This is a genomic window from Exiguobacterium sp. E17S, assembly GCF_057772545.1.
The window spans coordinates 61,986-82,061 of record NZ_JBYLRU010000007.1 but is presented as its reverse complement, the minus strand read 5'-3'; the positions used below and the strand labels follow the sequence as shown (position 1 = coordinate 82,061).

At 47.1% G+C, this 20,076-nt stretch carries 19 protein-coding genes and 1 pseudogene; 9 read left to right on the top strand and 11 right to left on the bottom strand.

Annotated elements, in window-relative coordinates; all coding sequences use genetic code 11:
* Positions 1 to 351 precede the first annotated feature (351 nt).
* Complete coding sequence (locus tag AC3B4V_RS15400) at positions 352 to 1,221, bottom strand: nucleotidyltransferase-like protein (RefSeq protein WP_035398755.1); 870 nt, start codon at positions 1,219 to 1,221, stop codon at positions 352 to 354.
* A gap of 114 nt (positions 1,222 to 1,335) precedes the next feature.
* Between AC3B4V_RS15400 and AC3B4V_RS15395 the strand changes: the two genes are divergently transcribed.
* Positions 1,336 to 1,698 (top strand): DUF2614 family zinc ribbon-containing protein, encoded by a 363-nt coding sequence (locus AC3B4V_RS15395; protein ID WP_029340912.1) that lies wholly within the window; start codon positions 1,336 to 1,338, stop codon positions 1,696 to 1,698.
* Positions 1,699 to 1,712: 14 nt separating this feature from the next.
* On the opposite strand, the gene perR is transcribed toward AC3B4V_RS15395, so the two are convergent.
* Positions 1,713 to 2,135, bottom strand: coding sequence for a peroxide-responsive transcriptional repressor PerR (perR, locus tag AC3B4V_RS15390; RefSeq protein WP_369792039.1), 423 nt, complete (start codon positions 2,133 to 2,135; stop codon positions 1,713 to 1,715).
* 175 nt (positions 2,136 to 2,310) lie between these two features.
* Between perR and AC3B4V_RS15385 the strand changes: the two genes are divergently transcribed.
* Complete coding sequence (locus AC3B4V_RS15385) at positions 2,311 to 3,609, top strand: glutamate-1-semialdehyde 2,1-aminomutase (RefSeq protein WP_488378831.1); 1,299 nt, start codon at positions 2,311 to 2,313, stop codon at positions 3,607 to 3,609.
* A gap of 50 nt (positions 3,610 to 3,659) precedes the next feature.
* On the opposite strand, the gene AC3B4V_RS15380 is transcribed toward AC3B4V_RS15385, so the two are convergent.
* From AC3B4V_RS15380 to mutY, 4 genes are all read right to left on the bottom strand, one after another.
* Entirely contained in the window at positions 3,660 to 5,393 is a 1,734-nt protein-coding gene (locus AC3B4V_RS15380) for an ABC transporter ATP-binding protein (RefSeq protein ID WP_488378833.1), read from the bottom strand.
* A 90-nt stretch (positions 5,394 to 5,483) separates the two neighbouring features.
* On the bottom strand, positions 5,484 to 6,026 hold the full coding sequence (gene ntdP, locus AC3B4V_RS15375; protein ID WP_023467311.1) for a nucleoside tri-diphosphate phosphatase: 543 nt from the start codon (positions 6,024 to 6,026) through the stop codon (positions 5,484 to 5,486).
* A 116-nt stretch (positions 6,027 to 6,142) separates the two neighbouring features.
* Positions 6,143 to 6,568, bottom strand: coding sequence for an SRPBCC family protein (locus tag AC3B4V_RS15370; protein WP_023467310.1), 426 nt, complete (start codon positions 6,566 to 6,568; stop codon positions 6,143 to 6,145).
* Positions 6,568 to 7,584 carry an A/G-specific adenine glycosylase gene (gene mutY / locus AC3B4V_RS15365; RefSeq protein WP_347356454.1) on the bottom strand — a complete coding sequence of 339 codons (1,017 nt, stop codon included), beginning with the start codon at positions 7,582 to 7,584 and terminating at the stop codon, positions 6,568 to 6,570. Before mutY ends, AC3B4V_RS15370 begins: the two co-directional genes overlap by 1 nt.
* 103 nt (positions 7,585 to 7,687) lie before the next feature.
* On the opposite strand from mutY, the gene AC3B4V_RS15360 reads away from it, so the two are divergent.
* A complete protein-coding gene (locus AC3B4V_RS15360; RefSeq protein ID WP_214725256.1) occupies positions 7,688 to 8,671 on the top strand; it encodes a metal-dependent hydrolase in 984 nt (327 codons plus the stop codon).
* A 45-nt stretch (positions 8,672 to 8,716) separates the two neighbouring features.
* On the opposite strand, the gene AC3B4V_RS15355 is transcribed toward AC3B4V_RS15360, so the two are convergent.
* From AC3B4V_RS15355 to AC3B4V_RS15335, 5 genes are all read right to left on the bottom strand, one after another.
* Positions 8,717 to 8,989: a YfhJ family protein gene (locus AC3B4V_RS15355; protein WP_023467307.1), complete on the bottom strand. Its 273-nt coding sequence runs from the start codon at positions 8,987 to 8,989 to the stop codon at positions 8,717 to 8,719.
* A complete protein-coding gene (locus AC3B4V_RS15350; RefSeq protein ID WP_023467306.1) occupies positions 8,986 to 9,306 on the bottom strand; it encodes a DUF1811 family protein in 321 nt (106 codons plus the stop codon). Before AC3B4V_RS15350 ends, AC3B4V_RS15355 begins: the two co-directional genes overlap by 4 nt.
* A 60-nt stretch (positions 9,307 to 9,366) precedes the next feature.
* On the bottom strand, positions 9,367 to 11,427 hold the full coding sequence (locus AC3B4V_RS15345; protein ID WP_214772572.1) for an ABC transporter ATP-binding protein: 2,061 nt from the start codon (positions 11,425 to 11,427) through the stop codon (positions 9,367 to 9,369).
* Positions 11,428 to 11,441: 14 nt separating this feature from the next.
* Positions 11,442 to 13,169, bottom strand: coding sequence for an ABC transporter ATP-binding protein (locus AC3B4V_RS15340; protein WP_488378830.1), 1,728 nt, complete (start codon positions 13,167 to 13,169; stop codon positions 11,442 to 11,444).
* 321 nt (positions 13,170 to 13,490) lie between these two features.
* Positions 13,491 to 14,309, bottom strand: coding sequence for a RecX family transcriptional regulator (locus AC3B4V_RS15335; protein WP_149426886.1), 819 nt, complete (start codon positions 14,307 to 14,309; stop codon positions 13,491 to 13,493).
* A gap of 132 nt (positions 14,310 to 14,441) precedes the next feature.
* On the opposite strand from AC3B4V_RS15335, the gene AC3B4V_RS15330 reads away from it, so the two are divergent.
* The 6 genes and pseudogenes from AC3B4V_RS15330 (at position 14,442) to AC3B4V_RS15305 (ending at position 20,063) form a co-directional block, all read left to right on the top strand.
* Entirely contained in the window at positions 14,442 to 15,350 is a 909-nt protein-coding gene (locus AC3B4V_RS15330; protein ID WP_149426885.1) for a TIGR01777 family oxidoreductase, read from the top strand.
* 18 nt (positions 15,351 to 15,368) lie between these two features.
* Positions 15,369 to 16,507 (top strand): annotated as a pseudogene (locus AC3B4V_RS15325) (amidohydrolase).
* 230 nt (positions 16,508 to 16,737) lie between these two features.
* Positions 16,738 to 17,298 (top strand): GNAT family N-acetyltransferase, encoded by a 561-nt coding sequence (locus AC3B4V_RS15320; RefSeq protein ID WP_023467300.1) that lies wholly within the window; start codon positions 16,738 to 16,740, stop codon positions 17,296 to 17,298.
* Positions 17,299 to 17,425: 127 nt separating this feature from the next.
* On the top strand, positions 17,426 to 18,109 hold the full coding sequence (locus tag AC3B4V_RS15315; RefSeq protein ID WP_023467299.1) for a response regulator transcription factor: 684 nt from the start codon (positions 17,426 to 17,428) through the stop codon (positions 18,107 to 18,109).
* Positions 18,106 to 19,500, top strand: coding sequence for a sensor histidine kinase (locus AC3B4V_RS15310; protein ID WP_488378829.1), 1,395 nt, complete (start codon positions 18,106 to 18,108; stop codon positions 19,498 to 19,500). The genes AC3B4V_RS15315 and AC3B4V_RS15310 overlap by 4 nt, the downstream gene beginning before the upstream one ends.
* Positions 19,497 to 20,063 carry a TVP38/TMEM64 family protein gene (locus AC3B4V_RS15305; protein ID WP_488378828.1) on the top strand — a complete coding sequence of 189 codons (567 nt, stop codon included), beginning with the start codon at positions 19,497 to 19,499 and terminating at the stop codon, positions 20,061 to 20,063. The genes AC3B4V_RS15310 and AC3B4V_RS15305 overlap by 4 nt, the downstream gene beginning before the upstream one ends.
* Positions 20,064 to 20,076 lie beyond the last annotated feature (13 nt).

Below are 20,076 nucleotides of genomic sequence, written 5' to 3'. Positions count from 1 at the left end.
GAAGTGTTTGACTTGCTCGTTGTTGTGACCGAAGTCACGATTGACGAAGCTTGCGCTTCATTCGTTTTTGTATTCCGTAGAATACGATTTTTGCCTCATCGTTCAGTTTTCAAAGTTCGTCGTGTCGTTTTCAGCGACTTTAATAAGATATCACGGAATAACTTAAGCGTCAATCCCTTTTTGAAATCTTTTTTCTTTCTCGTCACCGTCCAGTGCGTGTTGCCCTGTCGACATGTATTAATATACTATCTCGGTATAATACCGTCAATAGTTTTTCTAAAAAAACTTTTATAATCTTTTCCCTTCTATATATAGCAAAAAACAATCAAATGGATAAAATAAAGCCGATCGTCATACGACCGGCTCATACGTCACGAGTTCGACCCCTGCTCCTTTAGTTGTTTGATAAGAAATTCTGATCAGACCTTTTCGCATGAAGAAATCAATCAGACTACTTAAATCCACTTTGACTTCTTGCAGTCGCTCTTCTTCCATCAATTCATACATCGTCCAAGGACTTGTCCGCTCACGCATGATTTCGAATAAATAGCGTCCTCCCGATAAGACCTTAGACTGGAGAAGATGCTCAAGACCAATCAAGGCGAGGTGAATACGTTGATCTAATGTCTCTTCACTCATCAACAATTGTTCATATAGTTTATAAACATCCGGATCATCCAGTCGTGCTTGTTCCCAGACGACTGTCTCGGGATGTTTTCCTTTTTCAAGAACAGATAATCGCGCGAGATGATGCAAAGCGTGATGGACGTGTGTATAGGCATCATAATGATGTCCGCGACTGAACAAATTCCTTCCATCTTGGAAACGACGCAGAAGTTTAGCGAATGAGATCGTCATCTGTAGACATCTTTCCTCATCAGGAAAGTTTAAGAGTTGCCGTTTTAAGTCAACTAAATAATCGTTCCGTTCGAAAACGATCGTTCCTTCTGCAATCCAGTGAATCGCACGTCGATTGGCATTTAACAAAATCCAGCGTGATAAGACATCTTCATGTACGAGGTGTAATGACACCTTTAGTGTATTCAGTCGATAATGTTTGATCGTCCACTCGACTTCTGGGTCTCTCGTGATGACGACAAGAAGTGTATCAAATTGATCCGTCAAGGAATCCCGTGGTTGCCGTTTCTCAACAGCAATGATCCCTTGTGTTTCACGATAAGCCGCGTATTCCGAATAAATCGTTCGTGTTGCTTGTTCCATGTACTTCTCACCCTTCTATACGAACTCGTCGTTACCATTTTCGACAAAAAAACAAGCTTTCCTCCTTCAGACAGTTGCACTTCTTATGCTAGACTGACAACAGGGGGAATTCACTTGAAAAAACAACGTAAAAATAAAATAAACCGCGCGCGAAACCTTGCTATGTTTCTTGTGTTCGGTGGGATGCTCGTCATGTATGGCGGTCTATTACTCAAACAATTTGAAATCATCATGGTCTTACTCATGCTTCTCGGTTTCGTCATGGTTCTTGCCAGTACGGCACTCTATTTCTTGATTGGTCTGACATCAACGAAGGCAGCTGTCGTCACTTGTCCAAACTGCGGAAAAGAAACAAAAGTCCTTGGTCGCGTCGACTTATGTATGCATTGCGATGAACCACTTACGATGGATCCGTCTCTTGAAGGAAAAGAATTCGATGAAAAATATAATAAACACAATAAACGAGCTCCCCGCTAAGGCAGCTCGTTTTTTTATTGGACATTCGATTGACAGTCCGGACAAGTTCCGTACACTTCTAATCGGTGACGATCGACTTTAAAGCCCGTTAAGTGCGCCGCAACCGTTTCGACATCATCGAGCACAGGATAGTTGAAATCAACGATCTTTCCACAGTTCTCACAGATCATGTGGTAATGGCGTGTCGTAACGAAATCGAAGCGACTTGAAGCGTCTCCGTAATTCATTTCCTCAACGATTCCCTTTTCTCGAAACACGCGTAAGTTATTATATACAGTCGCCACACTCATGTTTGGAAATCGATGTTCGAGTGCACGATAAATCTCATCCGCTGTCGGATGCGTGTGTCCCGTCGTTAAATATTCCAAAATCGCGTGACGTTGTGGTGTCATTCGAACGCCTGATTCCCGAAGTGACTTCACGGCGTCATCCAGCATTTCGTTAGCCACGTCCATCCCCTCATTTCTATCTTTCATTGATTATCAGATTGTAATCTTTATAATTAGTCTACCTACAAATAGGCATTCCGTCAACGGCTCTGCATCGGATTTGACGTCCATGATACAATCATATCGTGATATTTTTCACGAATCATCGATTGGAGGAATCCTCATGTCTACCCACACTACACGTCCTACTTCAGAGGCGTTATATGAAATCGCACAAGAGTGTATCGTTGGTGGCGTCAACAGCCCATCCCGTTCATTCAAAGCCGTCGGTGGCGGCGCACCTGTCTATATGGAACGCGGAGAAGGTGCTTACTTTTATGATGTCGATGGCAATCGCTATATCGATTACTTAGCAGCCTATGGTCCGATCATCACGGGACATGGTCATCCTCACATTACGGAAGCGATCACCCATGCTGCCCAAAATGGTCTTCTTTACGGCACACCACACCGTCTAGAAATTGACTTTGCACATAAACTACAAAAAGCGATCCCTTCGCTTGAAAAAGTACGCTTTACGAACTCGGGAACCGAAGCCGTCATGACGACGATTCGTGTCGCACGAGCGTATACGGGTCGTGAGCTCGTCGTGAAGTTCAGTGGTTGTTACCACGGTCACTCGGATCTGATGCTGATTGCAGCAGGAAGCGGACCAGCGACACTTGGTTCCCCAGATTCAGCCGGCGTCACGAAAGCGACGGCAAAAGAAGTCATTACGACACCGTTCAATGATATCGAATCGTATCGTCAAATCATGGAACAATGGGGCGATCAGGTCGCTTGTGTACTCGTCGAACCGATCGTCGGAAACTTCGGTATCGTCGAACCGCAACCTGGATTCCTTGCTGCGGTCAACGAAATCACACATGCTCACGGCGCACTCGTCATCTATGATGAAGTCATCACAGCCTTCCGTTTCACGTACGGCAGTGCACAAGAGTTACTCGATATCCGCCCCGATATGACGGCACTCGGCAAAATCATCGGTGGTGGATTACCAATCGGTGCTTATGGCGGTCGTAAAGAAATCATGGAACACGTCGCGCCACTCGGTCCAGCTTATCAAGCGGGAACGATGGCTGGTAACCCAGCATCGATGGCTGCCGGTATCGCTTGTCTTGAATTACTTGAGCAGCCTGGTGTCTATGAACAACTTGATCACCTTGGTGCCTTACTCGAACAAGGTGTACTTGAAGCAGCAAAACGCCATGACGTCACGATTACGATCAACCGTCTAAAAGGTGCCATGACGGTCTACTTCACGGATGAAACAGTCATCGATTACGATGGTGCAGAACGTGCAGACAGCGAGATGTTCGGACGTTTCTTCAAATTGATGTTGGAAGAAGGCGTCAACCTTGCTCCTTCGAAATACGAAGCGTGGTTCTTGACGACAGAACATACGGAAGCCGACATCACAGAGACGATCGTTGCAGTCGATCGTGCCTTTGCTCGACTCTAAGTCTTCCTTCTAAAAAAGCAGCGATCCTCACGAGGATCGCTGCTTTTGTGTTATTCGACGAGTTCCAGATTTTGAATGGCATACAGTTCGAAATACGCACCCCGTTTTTGCATGAGGACTTCGTGTGTTCCGATTTCCGTAATTTGACCATTTTCGATGACGACAATCTTATCGGCATCAGTGATCGTTGATAAACGGTGCGCGACAGTAAACGTCGTCCGCCCTTTCGCGAGACGTGCTAACGAATCTTGAATCATCGCCTCGCTCTCTAAATCGAGCGCACTCGTCGCTTCATCCAAAATCAGAATCGGTGGATTTTTCAAGAAGACCCGCGCAATCGCAAGACGTTGCTTTTGACCACCCGATAACTTAACGCCGCGTTCTCCGACCGGCGTATGATAACCGTTCGGTAATCGTTCGATGAATTCATGGGCATTCGCTGCTTTTGCCGCTGCGATGACTTCCTCATCCGTCGCCTCCGGATTCCCCATCTTAATGTTCATCTGAACCGACTCACTGAAGAGAATCGACTCCTGCATGACCATCCCGATCTGATCGCGAAGACCACGTAATTTCAAGTCACGAATATCAACGCCGTCAAGCGTGATCCGACCGGAAGACACATCATAAAAACGCGGAATCAAACTGACGAGCGTTGATTTCCCACCACCTGACATCCCGACGAAAGCAATCCGTTCACCTGCCTGAACGTCAAGCGTCAAGCGATCGATCGCCAGCTCGCCGCCTTCTTCATAAGCAAAGCTGATGTTTTCGAACTGAACGTTTCCGCGGACATCTTTCGGTTCACGTGCATTCGGTTTTTCCGTGATGTCATACGGCTCATCCAAAAACTCAAACATCCGGTCCATTGAGGCAATCGACTGTGTCAACGTCGTTGAGGAGTTGACGAGACGACCGAGCGGCGCATACAGACGGTCGATATAACCAATGAATGCGACCATCGTTCCGAGCGAGACTTGTCCATTCAAGACGAAGAACGCCGCCGTTCCGAAGATCAGGATTGGTGCGAAGTCCGTAATCGTCGAGACGACGACGTACGTCCGCGCATTCCAGTTCGTTTGACGAAGCGCCGCTTTTAAAAATCCATCATTTTGATGTTTGAACGCCTTGTTCTCGTGCGGTTCGAGTGCAAAACTACGAATGACTGCCATGCCGTTGACACGTTCCGTCAAATGACCTTGTAGTTCCGCAAGGGCTGCCGAACGTTCCCGTGTCAATCCACGTAAACGACCGTAAAAGAACTTAACGGCGAGGGCGTAGAATGGTAATGGAATAATCGCGACGAGCGTTAACTGCGGATCAATCGTCCACATGATCGCGATCGCGATGAAAATCGTGATCATATCAAGCCATAGGTTCATTAATCCCGTGACGACGAAGTCTTTCGTCTGCTCGACATCATTGATGATTCGCGAGATGACTTCCCCAGTTTTCGTATTCGAATAAAAACGAAGCGATAATTTCTGAACATGATCAAACAATCGATTACGAACGTCAAATAAAATCTTCGACGCGGACCATTGCGCGAGGTACTGACGGACGTATTCGAGCGGCGGCTTGACGATCAAAAAGATGAAGACACCCGCTCCAATCAAATACGCCAATTGTTTACTTTTTTCCGCCATCGGCATCGTGTTTCCAGTTAGGATATTGTCGATGATGTACTTATACAACAACGGAAGTCCAAGTGGGATCGAGAACTTGATGATCCCAACGAAAACCGTCAGGAGAATCTGTTTTTGATACGGCTTGACGAACGCCATATAGCGGCGGATCGAACCTTGTTTCTTACGTTTTGCTTGTGTTGCCACGTGTTTCACTTCCTTCAATTAAAAAAAGACGATGGCGAACCATCATCTCCGATATCTTGTTTCATATTCACGATACCACATATCCACGAAAGCCGGGTTAAATGGACCCTTCCGACTGCGGATCCATTGAATCAGGATTTGGACATTGTCTTTCAAAATACGATCGATTGCCTTCGGATAGTTCATCTCGCGGCGATGCTTCTCATACTCGTCCTCATCGAGGATCATGTAGGACATGTCCGGATACACTTTGATATCTAAATCGTAATCAATGTACTTGACTGCTCGATCTTTCTCATCGAACGTAGAAGGTGATCCAAGATTGCAGTAATAGTAAATGCCATCCTCCCGAATCATACAAATGACATTGAACCAGAGTTCTGTTGAAAAGTAACAGATTGCAGGCTCTCGCGTTCGCCACTGACGACCATCCGATTCACTGACCATGATGCGGTCATTGAACCCAATCAATTCTTCTTCCGTCGATTTCAGCACGAGCGTTTCTTCCCAAACTCTGTGTAAGCTCCCGTTATGTTTGAAACTTTGAATCTCAATCTTGCTACTTTCTTTTGGGAATCGACTCATGTGCTACTCCTTTCTAAAGCGTTTTTCTTCCATTCTGTTATACTCTCGTGCTTATTATACCCATTTTCAGAACGCATGAAAAACGAAAGGGTATTTTTTCAGAAAAATGACGGAATTCAGGCTTGAAAGTGATTCAAAATCGCATTTTTTCGTTGTTTGAACATCGGTTTCAAGATGAATGCTTCAATGACGAAGGCTGGCAAGAACGATGCATACGTCACTTCATCCACGAAATAGACGCCAGATTCACGTTCTTCGACTCGGTGCACGTGGCACCATGCCCGGAATGGATACGGAACTTTTGTACCGACATCGACGAAGACATATTCTTCTACGAAAGGAATCCAAGACGTCCACGAGACAAATAGTGGAGGAACACCAACGCGCAGACGAATCGTATTTCCTGCTCGCGTCCGTGTATCACCCGAAGTCTTCACTTGCGGAAATACCGTCAATCGACTTAAGGCTTTGGCGTCACTTAAAAAATCCCACGCTTGCTCCTTTGATGTATCGACACGTGTCTCAAAACGAAAAGTATGCATTAGATCTCCCCCTTTAATAGTCGATCAATCTTCATTTGCGCGACAGATACCGGATGCGTCGCATACGTTTCCTGATCAACCAGTATTGTCTGGTCCGGCTGTTCCGTCACGCGATAGACGGCAATTTCCCAAATCCGGTGTGAGAAGATATGTCGGACGTGACCGACAAGCGTCCCATTACGATCTTCTTCTGCTTCTCGAAGTGGGTATTGCCACATACCTGCGAGCAAACCCGTTTCTGCTCGTTGTTCAATTGCGATTTTTCCGTTCGTTTCATAGACGAGAGCATCATACGGAATAATTTGCGTCTTCCCTTTCTTCGTCTTCACAGGTAGTTCTTCCTGTGCATTTCGATCATATGCGAAACAAACGTCTTGAACAGGACAGAGTCCACACATCGGAGACTTTGGCGTACAGACCATCGCACCGAGTTCCATCAAGCCTTGATTGAAACTTGACGGGTCAGCCGGATCAATCAATTGATGAACTGCTGCCTCAAACAATTTCCGTGTCTTCGGCGCAGCGATGTCTTCATAAATCCCAAGTACACGCGAGAGGACGCGCATCACATTTCCGTCTACTGCCGGTTCTGCTTGCCCATAAGCAATCGATAGAACCGCTCCTGTCGTGTACGGACCAACGCCCTTCAGCTGACTGAACAATTCCTTTTCGTCCGGAACGATTCCATCATATTTTTCAACAACTTCCTGAACCGCGATTTGAAGATTCTTGACACGGGAATAGTACCCTAAACCCTCCCAATGTTTGAGCACTTCACTTTGATCCGCTTGCGCTAAATCATGCGGTGTCGGGAAACGTTTCGTGAAGCGTTCATAATATGGAATGACTGTATCGACGCGCGTTTGTTGGAGCATGATCTCACTAATCCAGATATGATATGGGTTTTTGGTTCTTCGCCATGGGAGATCTCGCTGTTCACGAAGGAACCAGGTAATCAGTTCTGTGGTAAATTGTGTTTTATTAAAGTTTGTGAAATATTCTTGAACGACAGTCAAAAGGTTACCTCTTTTCTCTTGAATACGATATATTTATTAAAAATTACTCGGCAGAACCACGATGGATCAACCATCACGATTTTATAGAAGGAGCGAATTGGCATTGGATACTGGTACGCATATCGGCATGGGACTTTGTCTCGCCGCCATCTCGACGCTACACCCTGACGTCGCAGCGAGCACGACGATGTTTGCTGCCGTGACGACGACGGCGCTCGTCGGCTCACACGCACCGGACTTCGATACTGTCTTTAAGTTTAAAGGAAACAGCGCCTACTTGCGTCAACACCGCGGAAAATCGCACGGGTTGATCGCCTTGCTCGCCTGGCCGTTATTACTTTCAATCGTCATCGGCACGTTATTCAGTGTACCTCCGACTTCATTATGGCTGATGGCGCAGATCGCTGTCGCTCTTCATGTCTTCGTCGATCTGTTTAACGCTTACGGAACACAAGCCTTACACCCGTTCAAAAAATCCTGGATCGGTTGGGGTGTCATCAATACATTTGATCCATATCTGTTCACGATGTATTATGCCGCGTTCGGGATTTGGCTACTAACGAGAGCGACGATCGTCATCTTCCCGATTTTAATCGCCATCGTCATCATCTACTACGCTGTTCAATTCAAGTTACGAAACGATGCACTCGCGACCGCAGCCCGCTATTATCGCGGTGCACATAAACTGTTCATCTCCCCTGGCATGAAATGGGATGAATGGCATGTCGCGGCACGTTTACGCGATGAGTATTCCGTCGTTAAGATTAACAGTGGAACCGTCGTCGAATGCGGAAACTTCCGGATCAAGGACGAACCACACGGTGACGCCTTGTACGAAATCGTCAAACAAAACGCTGACTTGCAAGCGTTTCTTGAGTTTTCAAAGATTCATACGTATACGGTCTCACGAAAGGACGGTATTGTCGAATACCGCTTTACGAACTTACGTTACTTCACGAAGGAAGTCTATCCATTCGTTGCCGTCGTCAGGATCGACGCTGCTACACAAGAAATCGTCAGCTCCTATACCGGCTGGGTCTTCAGCGAACGGACCTTGCAGAAAAAACTGTTCATCCCTGCATTATAAAGACAAAGCTCCGCGCAACGGAAATCCCGATGTGCGGAGCTTTTTTCATTCGACGTTTCGACCTGTCATCAAATGCTTGAATTTTTCGTTCGTCGTATTAAACCGGTGTAACATTGCCCCGTGCTGTTTGATCTGTTGTTCGACGAAATGAACTGCGACGGCTTCACCTTGATATTTCTCACCCGCGCGCGCGAGTGTCGCTTCGAAATCTTCCCAAAGCACTTCCACCCACGTCAGTGCTTCTTCCGGTGTCAGTACTTCATTTACTTGCAATAATTCTTCAGCCAATTGCTGAAGGGCTTGTTCTCGATTCGTCATGTCTGTTCTCCCTCTCCTGTGAATAACGCGAGCGGAATCGCGACTTCCTGAGCGGTTCCTTCAAAATGTCCCCAGCCCATGACCCCATTGACGAAATGTAACTCAAATCGTGCCTCTTCTCCTTCGATTCGGTAAAAGGCTCCCCGTTCGAATCGTGCTGGATCGATCAAATAACTTTTCGCAATGGCGATTTTTCGCGTCACGACTTCCACTTCACTCACATTCCCATGTTGCTCCGCTTTTCGTTTTTGTTCACTTAATTTCGTGATCAACATCTCAAGCTCGTATTTCGATAATTGACTCATCCGTGTCTCCATTACAAAAACTCCCCCTCTTCGTTTTTCAGTATAAACGAAAAGGAGGAGAAACTGGATGGATTAGCTTGATTTCAATTCAAGATTCCGTTTACTTTGTAACGCATACATTTTCGCATAAATACCGGATGCTGCGAGGAGCACATCATGGGATCCTCGCTCGACGATCCGACCATGATCGAGAACAAGAATCTCATCCGCATCCTTGATCGTCGACAAGCGGTGGGCGATGATGAACGTTGTCCGCCCTTTCGTCAACGTCAGCAAGGCATCCTGAATGACCGCTTCCGTTTCCGAGTCAACGCTCGCTGTCGCTTCGTCAAGAACTAGGATCGCAGGATCGAACGCTAACGCACGGGCAAAACTGATCAACTGTCGTTCACCCGCTGATAACGTGGCACCTTTTTCGATGACTGGTTCATCGAGTCCGTTCGGTAAACGATCAATGAACCGATCCGCGCCGACGGCTTCGATCGCTTGGCGAACACGTTCCTCGGAAATGTCAGGATTGCCAAGTGTGATGTTCGAGCGAATCGTTCCTGTGAAGAGGAACGGATCCTGTAAGACGATGCCCATATGCTCACGGACCGCTTGTTTCGGCAAACGCGTCACGTCCTGTCCGTCAATCAACAACTGTCCTTTTGACGGATCATAGAAACGCATCAGCAGGTTCATGATCGAACTTTTCCCACTACCCGTGTGTCCGACAAGAGCAATCGTTGCGCCAGGACGAGCATCGATTTGAATTTCACGTAACACGGGATTTCCCGCTTCATAACTAAATTCGACGTCCTTGAAGGACACCGCTCCTTTAAACCGAGCAACGCGACCTTGTTCGACCGGCTCTCCCTTTTCGTCGAGCAACTGGAACATCCGGTCCGCTGAAACGAGTGCTTGTTGTAGTGGTGACAGCTGATTCATGATTTGGGTGACGGGTTCGAATAAACGGGACACGTAATCGATATACGCATATAAGATCCCGAGCGATAAAAACGACCCGTTCGTCAGACTTTTTCCGCCGACGACCCAAATCAACAAGGCGAGCGTCAAGTTTTTCAAAAAGTAGGATAAGTTATGGGACATCAGGGCATCGAGTCGTAACAACTTTGCCCGGGTCTGATAGTTCTCTTCGTTTTTTTGTTCGAATTCAGCAAGGACTTCCTTCTCGCGTGCATAAGCCTGAATGATCGGCATCGTCTGGATGTTCTCATTCAGTTGACCATTCATGTCGGCAACGAGGGATCGGACCTTGAAGTTGTTTTTCGTCGCGAGTTTCTGGAACAGCTGAATCCAGAAATAGACGATTGGAATGATGATCAGCGAGACTAGTCCTAAGCGATAATCGAGGAAGAACATCGCGACCAGAATCCCCGCCATCGTGATGATCCCCGAGAAGACCCGGGCGAGCACACCGAGATATAGATCGCGAATCGTTTCCGTATCATTCGTGACTCGACTGACGATTTTCCCGATCGGTGTCTGGTCGAAATAACGAACCGGTAACCGTTGCAGATGCGTAAAGACATCAAGACGCATCCGTTTAATGATTTTATGAGCAGATCGCTGGAGCAAGATTTGCTGAATCCAGTTCAAACCAGCTGCTACCAGCAGCAAAAGGACATAGATCAAGGACAACCAGCCGATTGCTTTTAAGTCTTTTGAATAAAAATCATAGACCTGTCCTTGTGTCAGTTTTTGAATATTATCATACGTGTAGACGTCGTCTCCACGCGTGACCGTCATCGTATTTCCACTGATTTTCCGCTCTCCTCCACTGACGACTTGTTTCGGTACGAAAAAGTAGCCGTTGGTCGTTTGGACGATCGAGACGGATTGAACGATCTGACTTTTAGAGACGTCTTGTGCTTTGGCGAACTGACGGCCGTCATACGTGACCGCACCGTCCGATTTAACTTCGACCCAGTCCTTCTCAATTGCCACGATATGTTCATCAATGATGACTTTGGCGATATACGGACCTGTCAATTCCGCTCCGACTGCCAGTACGAGTAAAAATAATCCTAAAAAGATCGCTTGTTTCTCATGCATCGCATAGCGGATCAACGAACGGATCGTCGTCTTCCGACGTGCCGGATCGAGTTGGTATAATTCTAATTCATTCATGCAGAGGCACCTCCTTACATCTCTTCACTTTGTCGCTCGAATTGTTGAGCGTACCAGCCATTTTGTGCCATCAGGCTGTCATGTGTTCCTCGTTCAGAAATCATTCCATCTTGCAAGACGATGATTTCGTCCGCATGTGCCACTGCCGACAAACGATGGGCAACAATCAATGTCGTTGATTGGTGACGATTCGATCGAATCGAATCAATGATATGTGATTCCGTTTTCGCGTCTACCGCTGATAATGAATCATCAAGCAACAGCAACTCTGGTTTTTTTAACATCGCCCGCGCGATCGAGAGACGTTGCTTTTGTCCTCCTGATAACGTGACGCCACGTTCACCGACCATCGTCTCAAGTCCTTGTTCCAGCGTTTCGATATCTTTTTCAAACGATGCGAGACGAATCGCTTCCTGCAATTCTTCTTCTGTCGCTTCACCTGCACCAAACAGAATGTTATCCCGAACAGATTTTGAGAATAGTAAATGTTCTTGTGACACATAACCCGTCCAACCGCGAACCGTCTCTAGCGCAATATCTTCATACGGTACGCCGTTGACCGTCAGCATATCCCGTCCGATTGGATACTCACGTAAAAATTGACGCAAGAACGTCGTTTTCCCGGATCCCGTTGGTCCGACGATACCGATCGTTGTTCCTTGTTCGATCGTAATATTCAAATCTCGCAAGACCGAATGGGCTGTCTCTGGATACGTGAACGTCAAATCGTTCATCTCGATCCGCTCGGGATGTTCGACGTGTTCCCGCGGTGTCGAAGCAATCAACGGTTTGACTCGCATCGTTGCTTCTAAGCGGTCAAGACTTGCTGTCCCGCGCTGGATGACATTGATTAATTCACCAAAGGCATACATCGGCCAGATCAGCATCCCGAGATAGATGTTAAAGGCGACCAATTGTCCGAGCGTGATGTCGTTCGTAAAGACGAGATATGTCCCGAACGATAAGCCGATCAAGTAACTGAAACCGACGAGCAACTTGATGATCGGTTCAAACAAGACATCGATTTTTGCGACGTGCATGTTTTTCTCAAAGACATCCGTCGTGACATCGTCGAAGCGTTTAACATCGACTGGTTCTTGTACGAACGAGCGGATGACACGCAGTCCGGAAATCGACTCGACGACCTGGTCATTCATCGTTCCGAATGAATCCTGGGCAGTGATGAAGCGTCCGTGAATTTGACTTCCGAGCTTATTCATCGCGTAGGCGAGAAGTGGCATCGGTAACAAGGCAGCGAGCGTCAGCTTCCAATCGATCGCCACCCCCATGACGACGAGAGTGATCGCTGTCATGTTCAACGAGTCGACGAGCGTCAAGACACCAAATCCAGCTGTCCGCTCGACCGCCTTCAAGTCGTTCGTCGCGAGCGCCATCAAGTCTCCCGTCCGATTCTTTTGGTAGAACGTCGGCGTCAGTTTCAATAAGTGCGTAAAGAAGCGACTCCGAAGTGTCCGTTCTAATAAAAATGCCGTTCCGAATAATTTCGCTAACCACAGATACGTCAAGATGAAGGAAACGATGGAAATGACTGTTAATCCGATGACGTATTGCAAGAGCGTCGCCTGGTCCATCGATCCCGACCGCAATCCGTCGATGACCTTACCGATTAGCCATGGCGGCGTTAAATCGATGAAGCCGGTGATGATCAATAAGACGACTGCTACGAGATACGATGATTTGTGTTCTTTTAGAAACCAACTCAATTGCCGAAATAAACGCATGAGGGTCCCCCCTTTACTGTGAAATGAAGTACTTTTTCCGAGCACGCAAAAAGGCATACGGATTTCCGGATGCAGTCCGAGAATCAGTATGCCTTGAAATGGGCATGATGCATTCTTGTTCGTCTGCGCGCTCGGGAGACGAATCCCCTTGCTCGCACATGAAATGAATTACTTATACGTGCTCAAGAGTCTCCGTCGTATTCAGCTGTTGGATATGAGTGAAACCAATTGGCTTTTTCATAGGACGGTTCCTCCTTTTCTTAGTCTGTGCGTAGAATAGCACAATTGTCGGATAATTGTCAATTTTTCGTCTTGCTTTTATTACTCCGCCTCTTCTTCTTCTTTGACTTGTTCGAGGACTTGAGCGGCTAGACCGTATGGAAATCCTTTTCGGACGAGTGCTTGCTTGACTTTTTGTTCGCGTTCGAACGGTTCAAGTTGTCGATATTTCGGATAATACTTGCGCGCTTGATAAAGGGCCGCTTGTTCTTCTTCGTCACCTTCTTCAGCTCGAAACACCTCTTCAATGCCCGCTTTAATCAAATCGGACGAAAACCCACGCTGCATGAGCGTTAACTGCAACTTTTGTGTCAGTTCCCGCACGGAACGCCGTTGCAGCTCTTTTTGCTTTTGTCGCAAAAACTTCAGGACTTTTTCGTATTCCTCTTCATCCGTAAACGTCACGATCGCTTCATCAATCGCTGTCTTCGGTATCTTCAATGCCTCAAGGTCGCGGCGAATCCGTCCCGGACCTTGAGGTGTCGTCGCTTTTTTCGTTGCCGTATAAGCAAGTGCGAACTGTTGATCATCCAAATAGCGTTGCTCCGTCAATCGATCGATTGCATGTTTGATCGCATGCTCCGGTGTCTCTTTCTCTGTTAAATAGGCGACGACTTCACTCGTCGCCCGCATGCGGTACGATAAATGATTCAACGAGAGACGATACGCTTTTTGCTGTTCTTCAGCCGTTAACACTTCCTTGACGAAGTCGTCATCCAGTTCCTTATCGCGTTGTAGATTGTATTTAATTAAGATATCGACGTCTACGGCAAAGGCATATTCCTCTTTGCCATCGCGCTCGACATAGATGTTGAATCGTTCGCTGTTCTTTTTCTGCGTCGAGATCCGTTTGATCTTCATTTCGTTCCCTCCCCTAACCTGATTCGGTAGTTCTACGATATCATGAACAGGCATGTCTATGTTTGAGTGAAACCATGGAACGGGAACAAATGGAAAGAAGCTACTTTTACTTATTTAGGGAGGATGGATTACATGAACATTGCGATTACCGGTGGAACCGGTATGATTGGTCAAGCCTTGACGAAACGTTTACTAGATCAAGGACATCACATCTTTATATTGACGCGTCATCCGAAAGCGAATGATGCGCATGTCACATATATCAAGTGGATGACAGAAGACGCAAAACCGGAACAGCACTTAGAAGGCGTGGATGCCTTTATTCATCTGGCTGGTGCTTCGATCAACGACGGACGTTGGACAGATGAACGCAAACGCGTCATTCTCGACAGTCGCGTCAGCACGACGAAGGAGCTCGTTCGAATCGTTGAAGCACTCGATCAAAAGCCAAATGTCGTATTGTCTGCTTCTGCGGTTGGCATTTACGGACAAGATCGGCATCAAACATTCTCCGAAGATCAACCACTTCCACCGACCGCTGACTTCTTAAGTCATGTCTGTGTCGCGTGGGAAGACCTTGCCCGCCCGATTGCTGACGCTGGCATTCGACTTGTCCATCCACGAATCGGTGTCGTCCTAACGAAAGCCGGTGGCGCTTACCCATTAATGCGCCTGCCCTATGTCTTGTTTGGTGGTGGGACGATGGGCGACGGAAAACAGTGGGTCTCTTGGGTCCACATCGATGATTTAGTCGATTTATTCGTATTCGCACTTGAGACCCCGACAGTCGAAGGACCGCTGAACATCACTGCTCCTCATCCGGAGACGATGCGGCGTTTCGGACAGACGATCGGAAAAGTCTTACATCGCCCACACTGGCTCCCGGCGCCACGCTTCGCGTTAGAACTCGCACTCGGTGAAAAGAGTACGATTGTACTAGAAGGAGCTCGTGTCGTTCCGAAAAAAGCGCTCGAAAACGGATACAAGTTTCGGTATGCTGAACTAAAGGATGCATTGCGAGCAATCGAGCATTCAAACTAGTACAGGGGTGGACGATACTTGGATATCTTAATTCGAAATGCACATATCTATCCGATTACTTCGGACAGTTTTTACGGGGACATCCGCATTCGTGATGGGAAAATCATTGAAATCGGTGAATTACTGGATCACTTAGAAAACGATCAAGTCATTGAAGCAGAAGGTCACTTTTTATTACCCGGTTTCATCGATGCCCATACACATCTCGGATTATATGACGAAGGTACCGGAACCGTCGGAATGATGCGAATGAGACGATTTTTGCGATGACCCCTCATCTGCGTGCCATTGATGGCGTGTACCCACTTGATGAAGGATTTAAGGAAGCCGTCGAACACGGGATCACGACCGTTCAAGTCATGCCCGGTAGCATGAACATCATCGGTGGTGTCACGAGTGTCATCAAGACGCACGGACGGTTCATCGATGATATGATTCTTCGAAAGTACGCGGGTCTGAAGGTTGCGCTCGGTGAAAACCCAAAGCGTGTCCATAGTGCTGGTCGCGCCGGTGAACTGACAAGGATGGGCATCATGGGGATGTTGCGCGAAGCCTTTCTTGAAGTTCGGACACAACGAGTTTCCGAAACGTTCGCTCACCAGATGATCAAACGGGTCCTTGATCATAAAATGCCGCTTCGTGTACATGCGCACCGAGCAGATGATATCCTTTCTGCCATCCGTTTTGCGGAAGAGTTCGATCTCGATTTGCGTATCGAACATTGTACGGAAGGTCATCTCGTCGCAAAAGAGATGGAACTGCTACCGATTGAAAAAGTAACGGTCGGACCAACCTTCACGCGAAAGTCTAAAATTGAACTGAAGAATAAGACATGGGAAACGTACCGGATTCTTCATGAGCATGGTCTCGAGATCTCCATTACGACCGATCATCCGTACACCCCTGTCCAGTACTTGAATCTCTGTGCCGGTCTAGCTGCACGAGAAGGTCTACCGGTCGATGTCGCCTTGCGCGCGATCACAATTCATCCAGCCCGCTCACTCGGTGTGGACGATCGCGTCGGATCGATTGAGATCGGAAAAGACGCGGATCTCGTCCTGTGGAGCCACTTTCCACTCGACTATTTAGCGAAGCCGCTCATGACGATGATTGACGGAAAAATTATTTTTGAACACGCTCAACTGAACTTGACTTAACCCTACCCCCGCCAGGTGTTTTTTGCACCTTTCGGGGGTTTTGAACGCTTACGGAAAACATCTTGTTTTTGTATCTTTTTTCACAAAAATTATTTTCTTGCAATTTTAAAAAAAGAAGGTAATATTATCTTATCCGACAACTGAAGAAGGCATACCATGCGCGGTTCAAACGAGTCAGACAGGTAGCTTTCGACAATCATTCTTGCGGTCCTAAAAGGAGGAATGGAAGTATGCTCAAGCAACGGGAGCTGAGCGACTGCGCTGATTTGTTCGAACTGATGCAGCATCAAGACGTATATCCGTACGTCCGCCAAAAAACACGGTACTTTGATGAATTTCTGTTTACTACAAAGCAGGCAATCGAAGAGGAAGAACGTGGTGAAATCGTATCACGTACCATCCTAGATGAATTCGATCAACCGATTGGTACGATTAGTTTACTCGATATCGAAGGACAATATGGGTTTCTCGGTACATGGTTAGGTAAACCGTATCATGGTAAAGGATACAATCATTTAGCGAAAGAAGCCTTCTTCTCTGAGCTGTTCTTTGAGCTTGGATATGAAAGTGTCTTCATGAAAATTCGCAAAAGCAATATTCGGTCACAAAAAGCAGCTGAAAAATTGCCGTATGCGTTCTGTGCGGATGAGTTGCGTCCTGCGCTTCTTGAGCAATTGAATGCCGGCGAGACACAGTTCACGCTATATGAAGTCTCAAAATCTAGTTTCCACATGTACATTCATGGTCGGGAGCTCGAAACACTATACGATCACCAACAACTCGAAGCATGAGAGCCTTGTCTCTCATGCTTTTTTGTGTCCACGCATGCGCTTCTAAAGTTTGAAATGGTATGATAAATAAGAAAACTCATCTTTATGGAAGAAACACTTTCTTCTACAGGAAATGGAGCGAAGACTAATGCCAGAATCGTTTAACATTCTCGTAGTAGATGATGAAGCACAAATGCGTGACCTTCTCGTCTCGAATCTTGAAAAAGAACACTACACGACGATGACAGCTTCTAACGGACAAGAAGCGATCCATCTCATTCAACAAAATACATTCCATCTCGTTCTACTCGATGTCATGATGCCGGAAATGGACGGCTTGACAGCATGTATGCGCATCCGTGAATTCTCAAACGTTCCGATCATCATGCTGACGGCACGTTCGGACGAGCTCGATCGTATTCACGGTCTGAAAATCGGAGCTGATGACTATATCACAAAACCATTCAGCCCTCGAGAACTGCTTGCTCGCATCGAAGCAACGCTTCGTCGTTCTCATCGCTTTACAGTTGATCAATCGGCTACCCTGACGCTCGGCATGCTTGAACTCGACACTGAAAGTCGGAGTGTCCACGTCAATGGCAAGCCGGTCAGTCTGACGCGTAAGGAATTTGATTTGTTGCACCTGTTCGCTCAAAACAATGATAAGGTCTTTTCTCGCGAACAGTTACTCGATCAAATCTGGGGTGCGGACTATATCGGGAACTTACGGACGGTCGATACACACATCAAAACACTTCGCTTAAAGCTCGGGGAAGCTGGTGGCTCGATTCAAACGGTCTGGGGCATCGGTTATAAATTCGAGGAAGTATGATTAAGCGCTATACGATCCGGCGCCGGATTTGGATCACGATTTGGTTCACAAGCGTGTTTTCCGCTATTTTATTCGTCCTGCTGACGTTCTATCTCTACGACCGGTTCTATCTTCAGACGCAGGAAGATATTTTATTGAATCGAGGCGAAAAGCTGATCAACATTTATGAATCTGAAGGATTATCTGGTGCTTTTTACGATGGAATGACTTATACGAATGAGTTGACGGAATCGAAAGTCTTCTTTATCGATTTCCTGAAGAAAAATCCAGCTGGACTGCGCTTTTTGACGAATGCGGATATCGAAGAACTTCGAAACGGTGAAACCGTCGTCTCCAGTCGGACCCATCCGATTGAAGGAACGGACATTTTGATGACCGGATTTCCGATCATCGAAAACAATCGACTGGTCGGTACATTGATTTTATATCTAGAACTCGGTCAAATCAGTGAACCATTCCGCCCACTCCGCCTGATGATTTTCTTCATGATCGGACTGATCGTCTTGAATCTCGTCATCTTCGGACGACAAATCATCGATACGATCATCCGTCCGTTGATCGACATGAAGCGCGCCTCGACTGTTTATGCACAAGGTGACTTTGATTATCGGATTCCGATTCAATCGGACGATGAGATCGGGGAACTCGCAGAAACATTAAATAAGATGGCGGAATCGCTCGGAGAAGTCGACGAGCAGCGGAAGGAGTTCCTCGCGAACGTCAGTCATGAATTGCGGACACCGCTCTCCTACATCCGTGGCTATACGGAGATGATGCAGGATGATTCGCTCGAGGAAGAAAAACGTGCGCAGTATTACCAAATCATCGAGCGGGAAACAGAGCGTCTGCAACGTCTCGTCAATGATCTGCTCGATCTCGCTCAACTTGAACGCGATTCCTATCCGATGTCGAAACAACCACTTGTCTTCAGTCAAGTACTTGAAGATGTCATTTACCGGATGGAACCCATCGCCCAGTCAAAAGGAGTCACGTTCGTCATGAATCTCGATCCGGATCAAATTGTCTTAGGCGATACGGACCGCCTTGAGCAAGTCTTCGGCAATTTACTCGATAACGCCTTACGGTACACACCGCCTGGTAAACAGATTTTCTTGTCGACTGAAACGATCGGCGACCGGACGCATTGTCTTATCCGGGACGAAGGAGAAGGCATTCCGGAAGAGCATCTTGATCGACTGACAAAACGTTTTTACCGTGTCGATAAATCACGGACGCGGAAAGATGGCGGAACCGGTCTTGGTCTTGCGATCACAAAACACATCATCGATCGTCATAATGGAACGATCCGGTTTGACTCCGTTCTTGGAGAAGGAACGACTGTCCACATCGAGTTACCGCTTCTTCCGGATGAAGCGGATGGATTCGAATGATGGAACATCATGTCATCCAAACCTTTGAACTCTTCGGACCGTTCGCTCCGTTCGTTAGTGTCTTGGTCGGCGTCGTCGTCAGTGTACTTGGTGTCCTACCGAGTACGTTCGTCACCGCTGCGAATCTCGTCTATTTCGGATTATGGATCGGCACATTGCTCTCTTTCATCAGTGAAGTCCTAGGTGCGGTTTGTGCGTTTCTACTTTACCGAAAAGGACTGCGGTATGCCCTTCGTCGCCCACTTCCGGATCGATTCGCTCGTTTGCAACAAAAACTGCAAGCACAACGAGGACATGAAGCATTTTTGACGATCATCTTGCTGCGGCTGTTACCGTTCGTTCCGTCTGGCATCGTCAACATCGTCAGTGCCGCTAGTGGTATTTCGATTCTACTTTTCCTGACTGCCAGTACGATCGGAAAAATTCCAGCCATGTTAATCGAAGTGCTTGCAGTCCACCAGTTCATGCAATCCTCATCCATCATCCAATGGTCGATTGCAGGCGTGGCACTCGTTGGTTATCTGGCCTATCGTATTCAACAAAAACGAGCATCATCGATATAAAACTACAGGTTTT

What these genes read in the sequence shown, in the direction of transcription:
- AC3B4V_RS15400 (WP_035398755.1), bottom strand. Translation starts at nt 1,221, where the DNA reads ATGGAACAAGCAACACGAACGATTTATTCGGAATACGCGGCTTATCGT.
- perR (WP_369792039.1), bottom strand. Translation starts at nt 2,135, where the DNA reads ATGCTGGATGACGCCGTGAAGTCACTTCGGGAATCAGGCGTTCGAATG.
- AC3B4V_RS15385 (WP_488378831.1), top strand. Translation starts at nt 2,311, where the DNA reads ATGTCTACCCACACTACACGTCCTACTTCAGAGGCGTTATATGAAATC.
- AC3B4V_RS15380 (WP_488378833.1), bottom strand. Translation starts at nt 5,393, where the DNA reads ATGGCGTTCGTCAAGCCGTATCAAAAACAGATTCTCCTGACGGTTTTC.
- ntdP (WP_023467311.1), bottom strand. Translation starts at nt 6,026, where the DNA reads ATGAGTCGATTCCCAAAAGAAAGTAGCAAGATTGAGATTCAAAGTTTC.
- AC3B4V_RS15370 (WP_023467310.1), bottom strand. Translation starts at nt 6,568, where the DNA reads ATGCATACTTTTCGTTTTGAGACACGTGTCGATACATCAAAGGAGCAA.
- AC3B4V_RS15355 (WP_023467307.1), bottom strand. Translation starts at nt 8,989, where the DNA reads ATGACGAATCGAGAACAAGCCCTTCAGCAATTGGCTGAAGAATTATTG.
- AC3B4V_RS15350 (WP_023467306.1), bottom strand. Translation starts at nt 9,306, where the DNA reads ATGGAGACACGGATGAGTCAATTATCGAAATACGAGCTTGAGATGTTG.
- AC3B4V_RS15345 (WP_214772572.1), bottom strand. Translation starts at nt 11,427, where the DNA reads ATGAATGAATTAGAATTATACCAACTCGATCCGGCACGTCGGAAGACG.
- AC3B4V_RS15340 (WP_488378830.1), bottom strand. Translation starts at nt 13,169, where the DNA reads ATGCGTTTATTTCGGCAATTGAGTTGGTTTCTAAAAGAACACAAATCA.
- AC3B4V_RS15335 (WP_149426886.1), bottom strand. Translation starts at nt 14,309, where the DNA reads ATGAAGATCAAACGGATCTCGACGCAGAAAAAGAACAGCGAACGATTC.
- AC3B4V_RS15330 (WP_149426885.1), top strand. Translation starts at nt 14,442, where the DNA reads ATGAACATTGCGATTACCGGTGGAACCGGTATGATTGGTCAAGCCTTG.
- AC3B4V_RS15320 (WP_023467300.1), top strand. Translation starts at nt 16,738, where the DNA reads ATGCTCAAGCAACGGGAGCTGAGCGACTGCGCTGATTTGTTCGAACTG.
- AC3B4V_RS15315 (WP_023467299.1), top strand. Translation starts at nt 17,426, where the DNA reads ATGCCAGAATCGTTTAACATTCTCGTAGTAGATGATGAAGCACAAATG.
- AC3B4V_RS15310 (WP_488378829.1), top strand. Translation starts at nt 18,106, where the DNA reads ATGATTAAGCGCTATACGATCCGGCGCCGGATTTGGATCACGATTTGG.
- AC3B4V_RS15305 (WP_488378828.1), top strand. Translation starts at nt 19,497, where the DNA reads ATGATGGAACATCATGTCATCCAAACCTTTGAACTCTTCGGACCGTTC.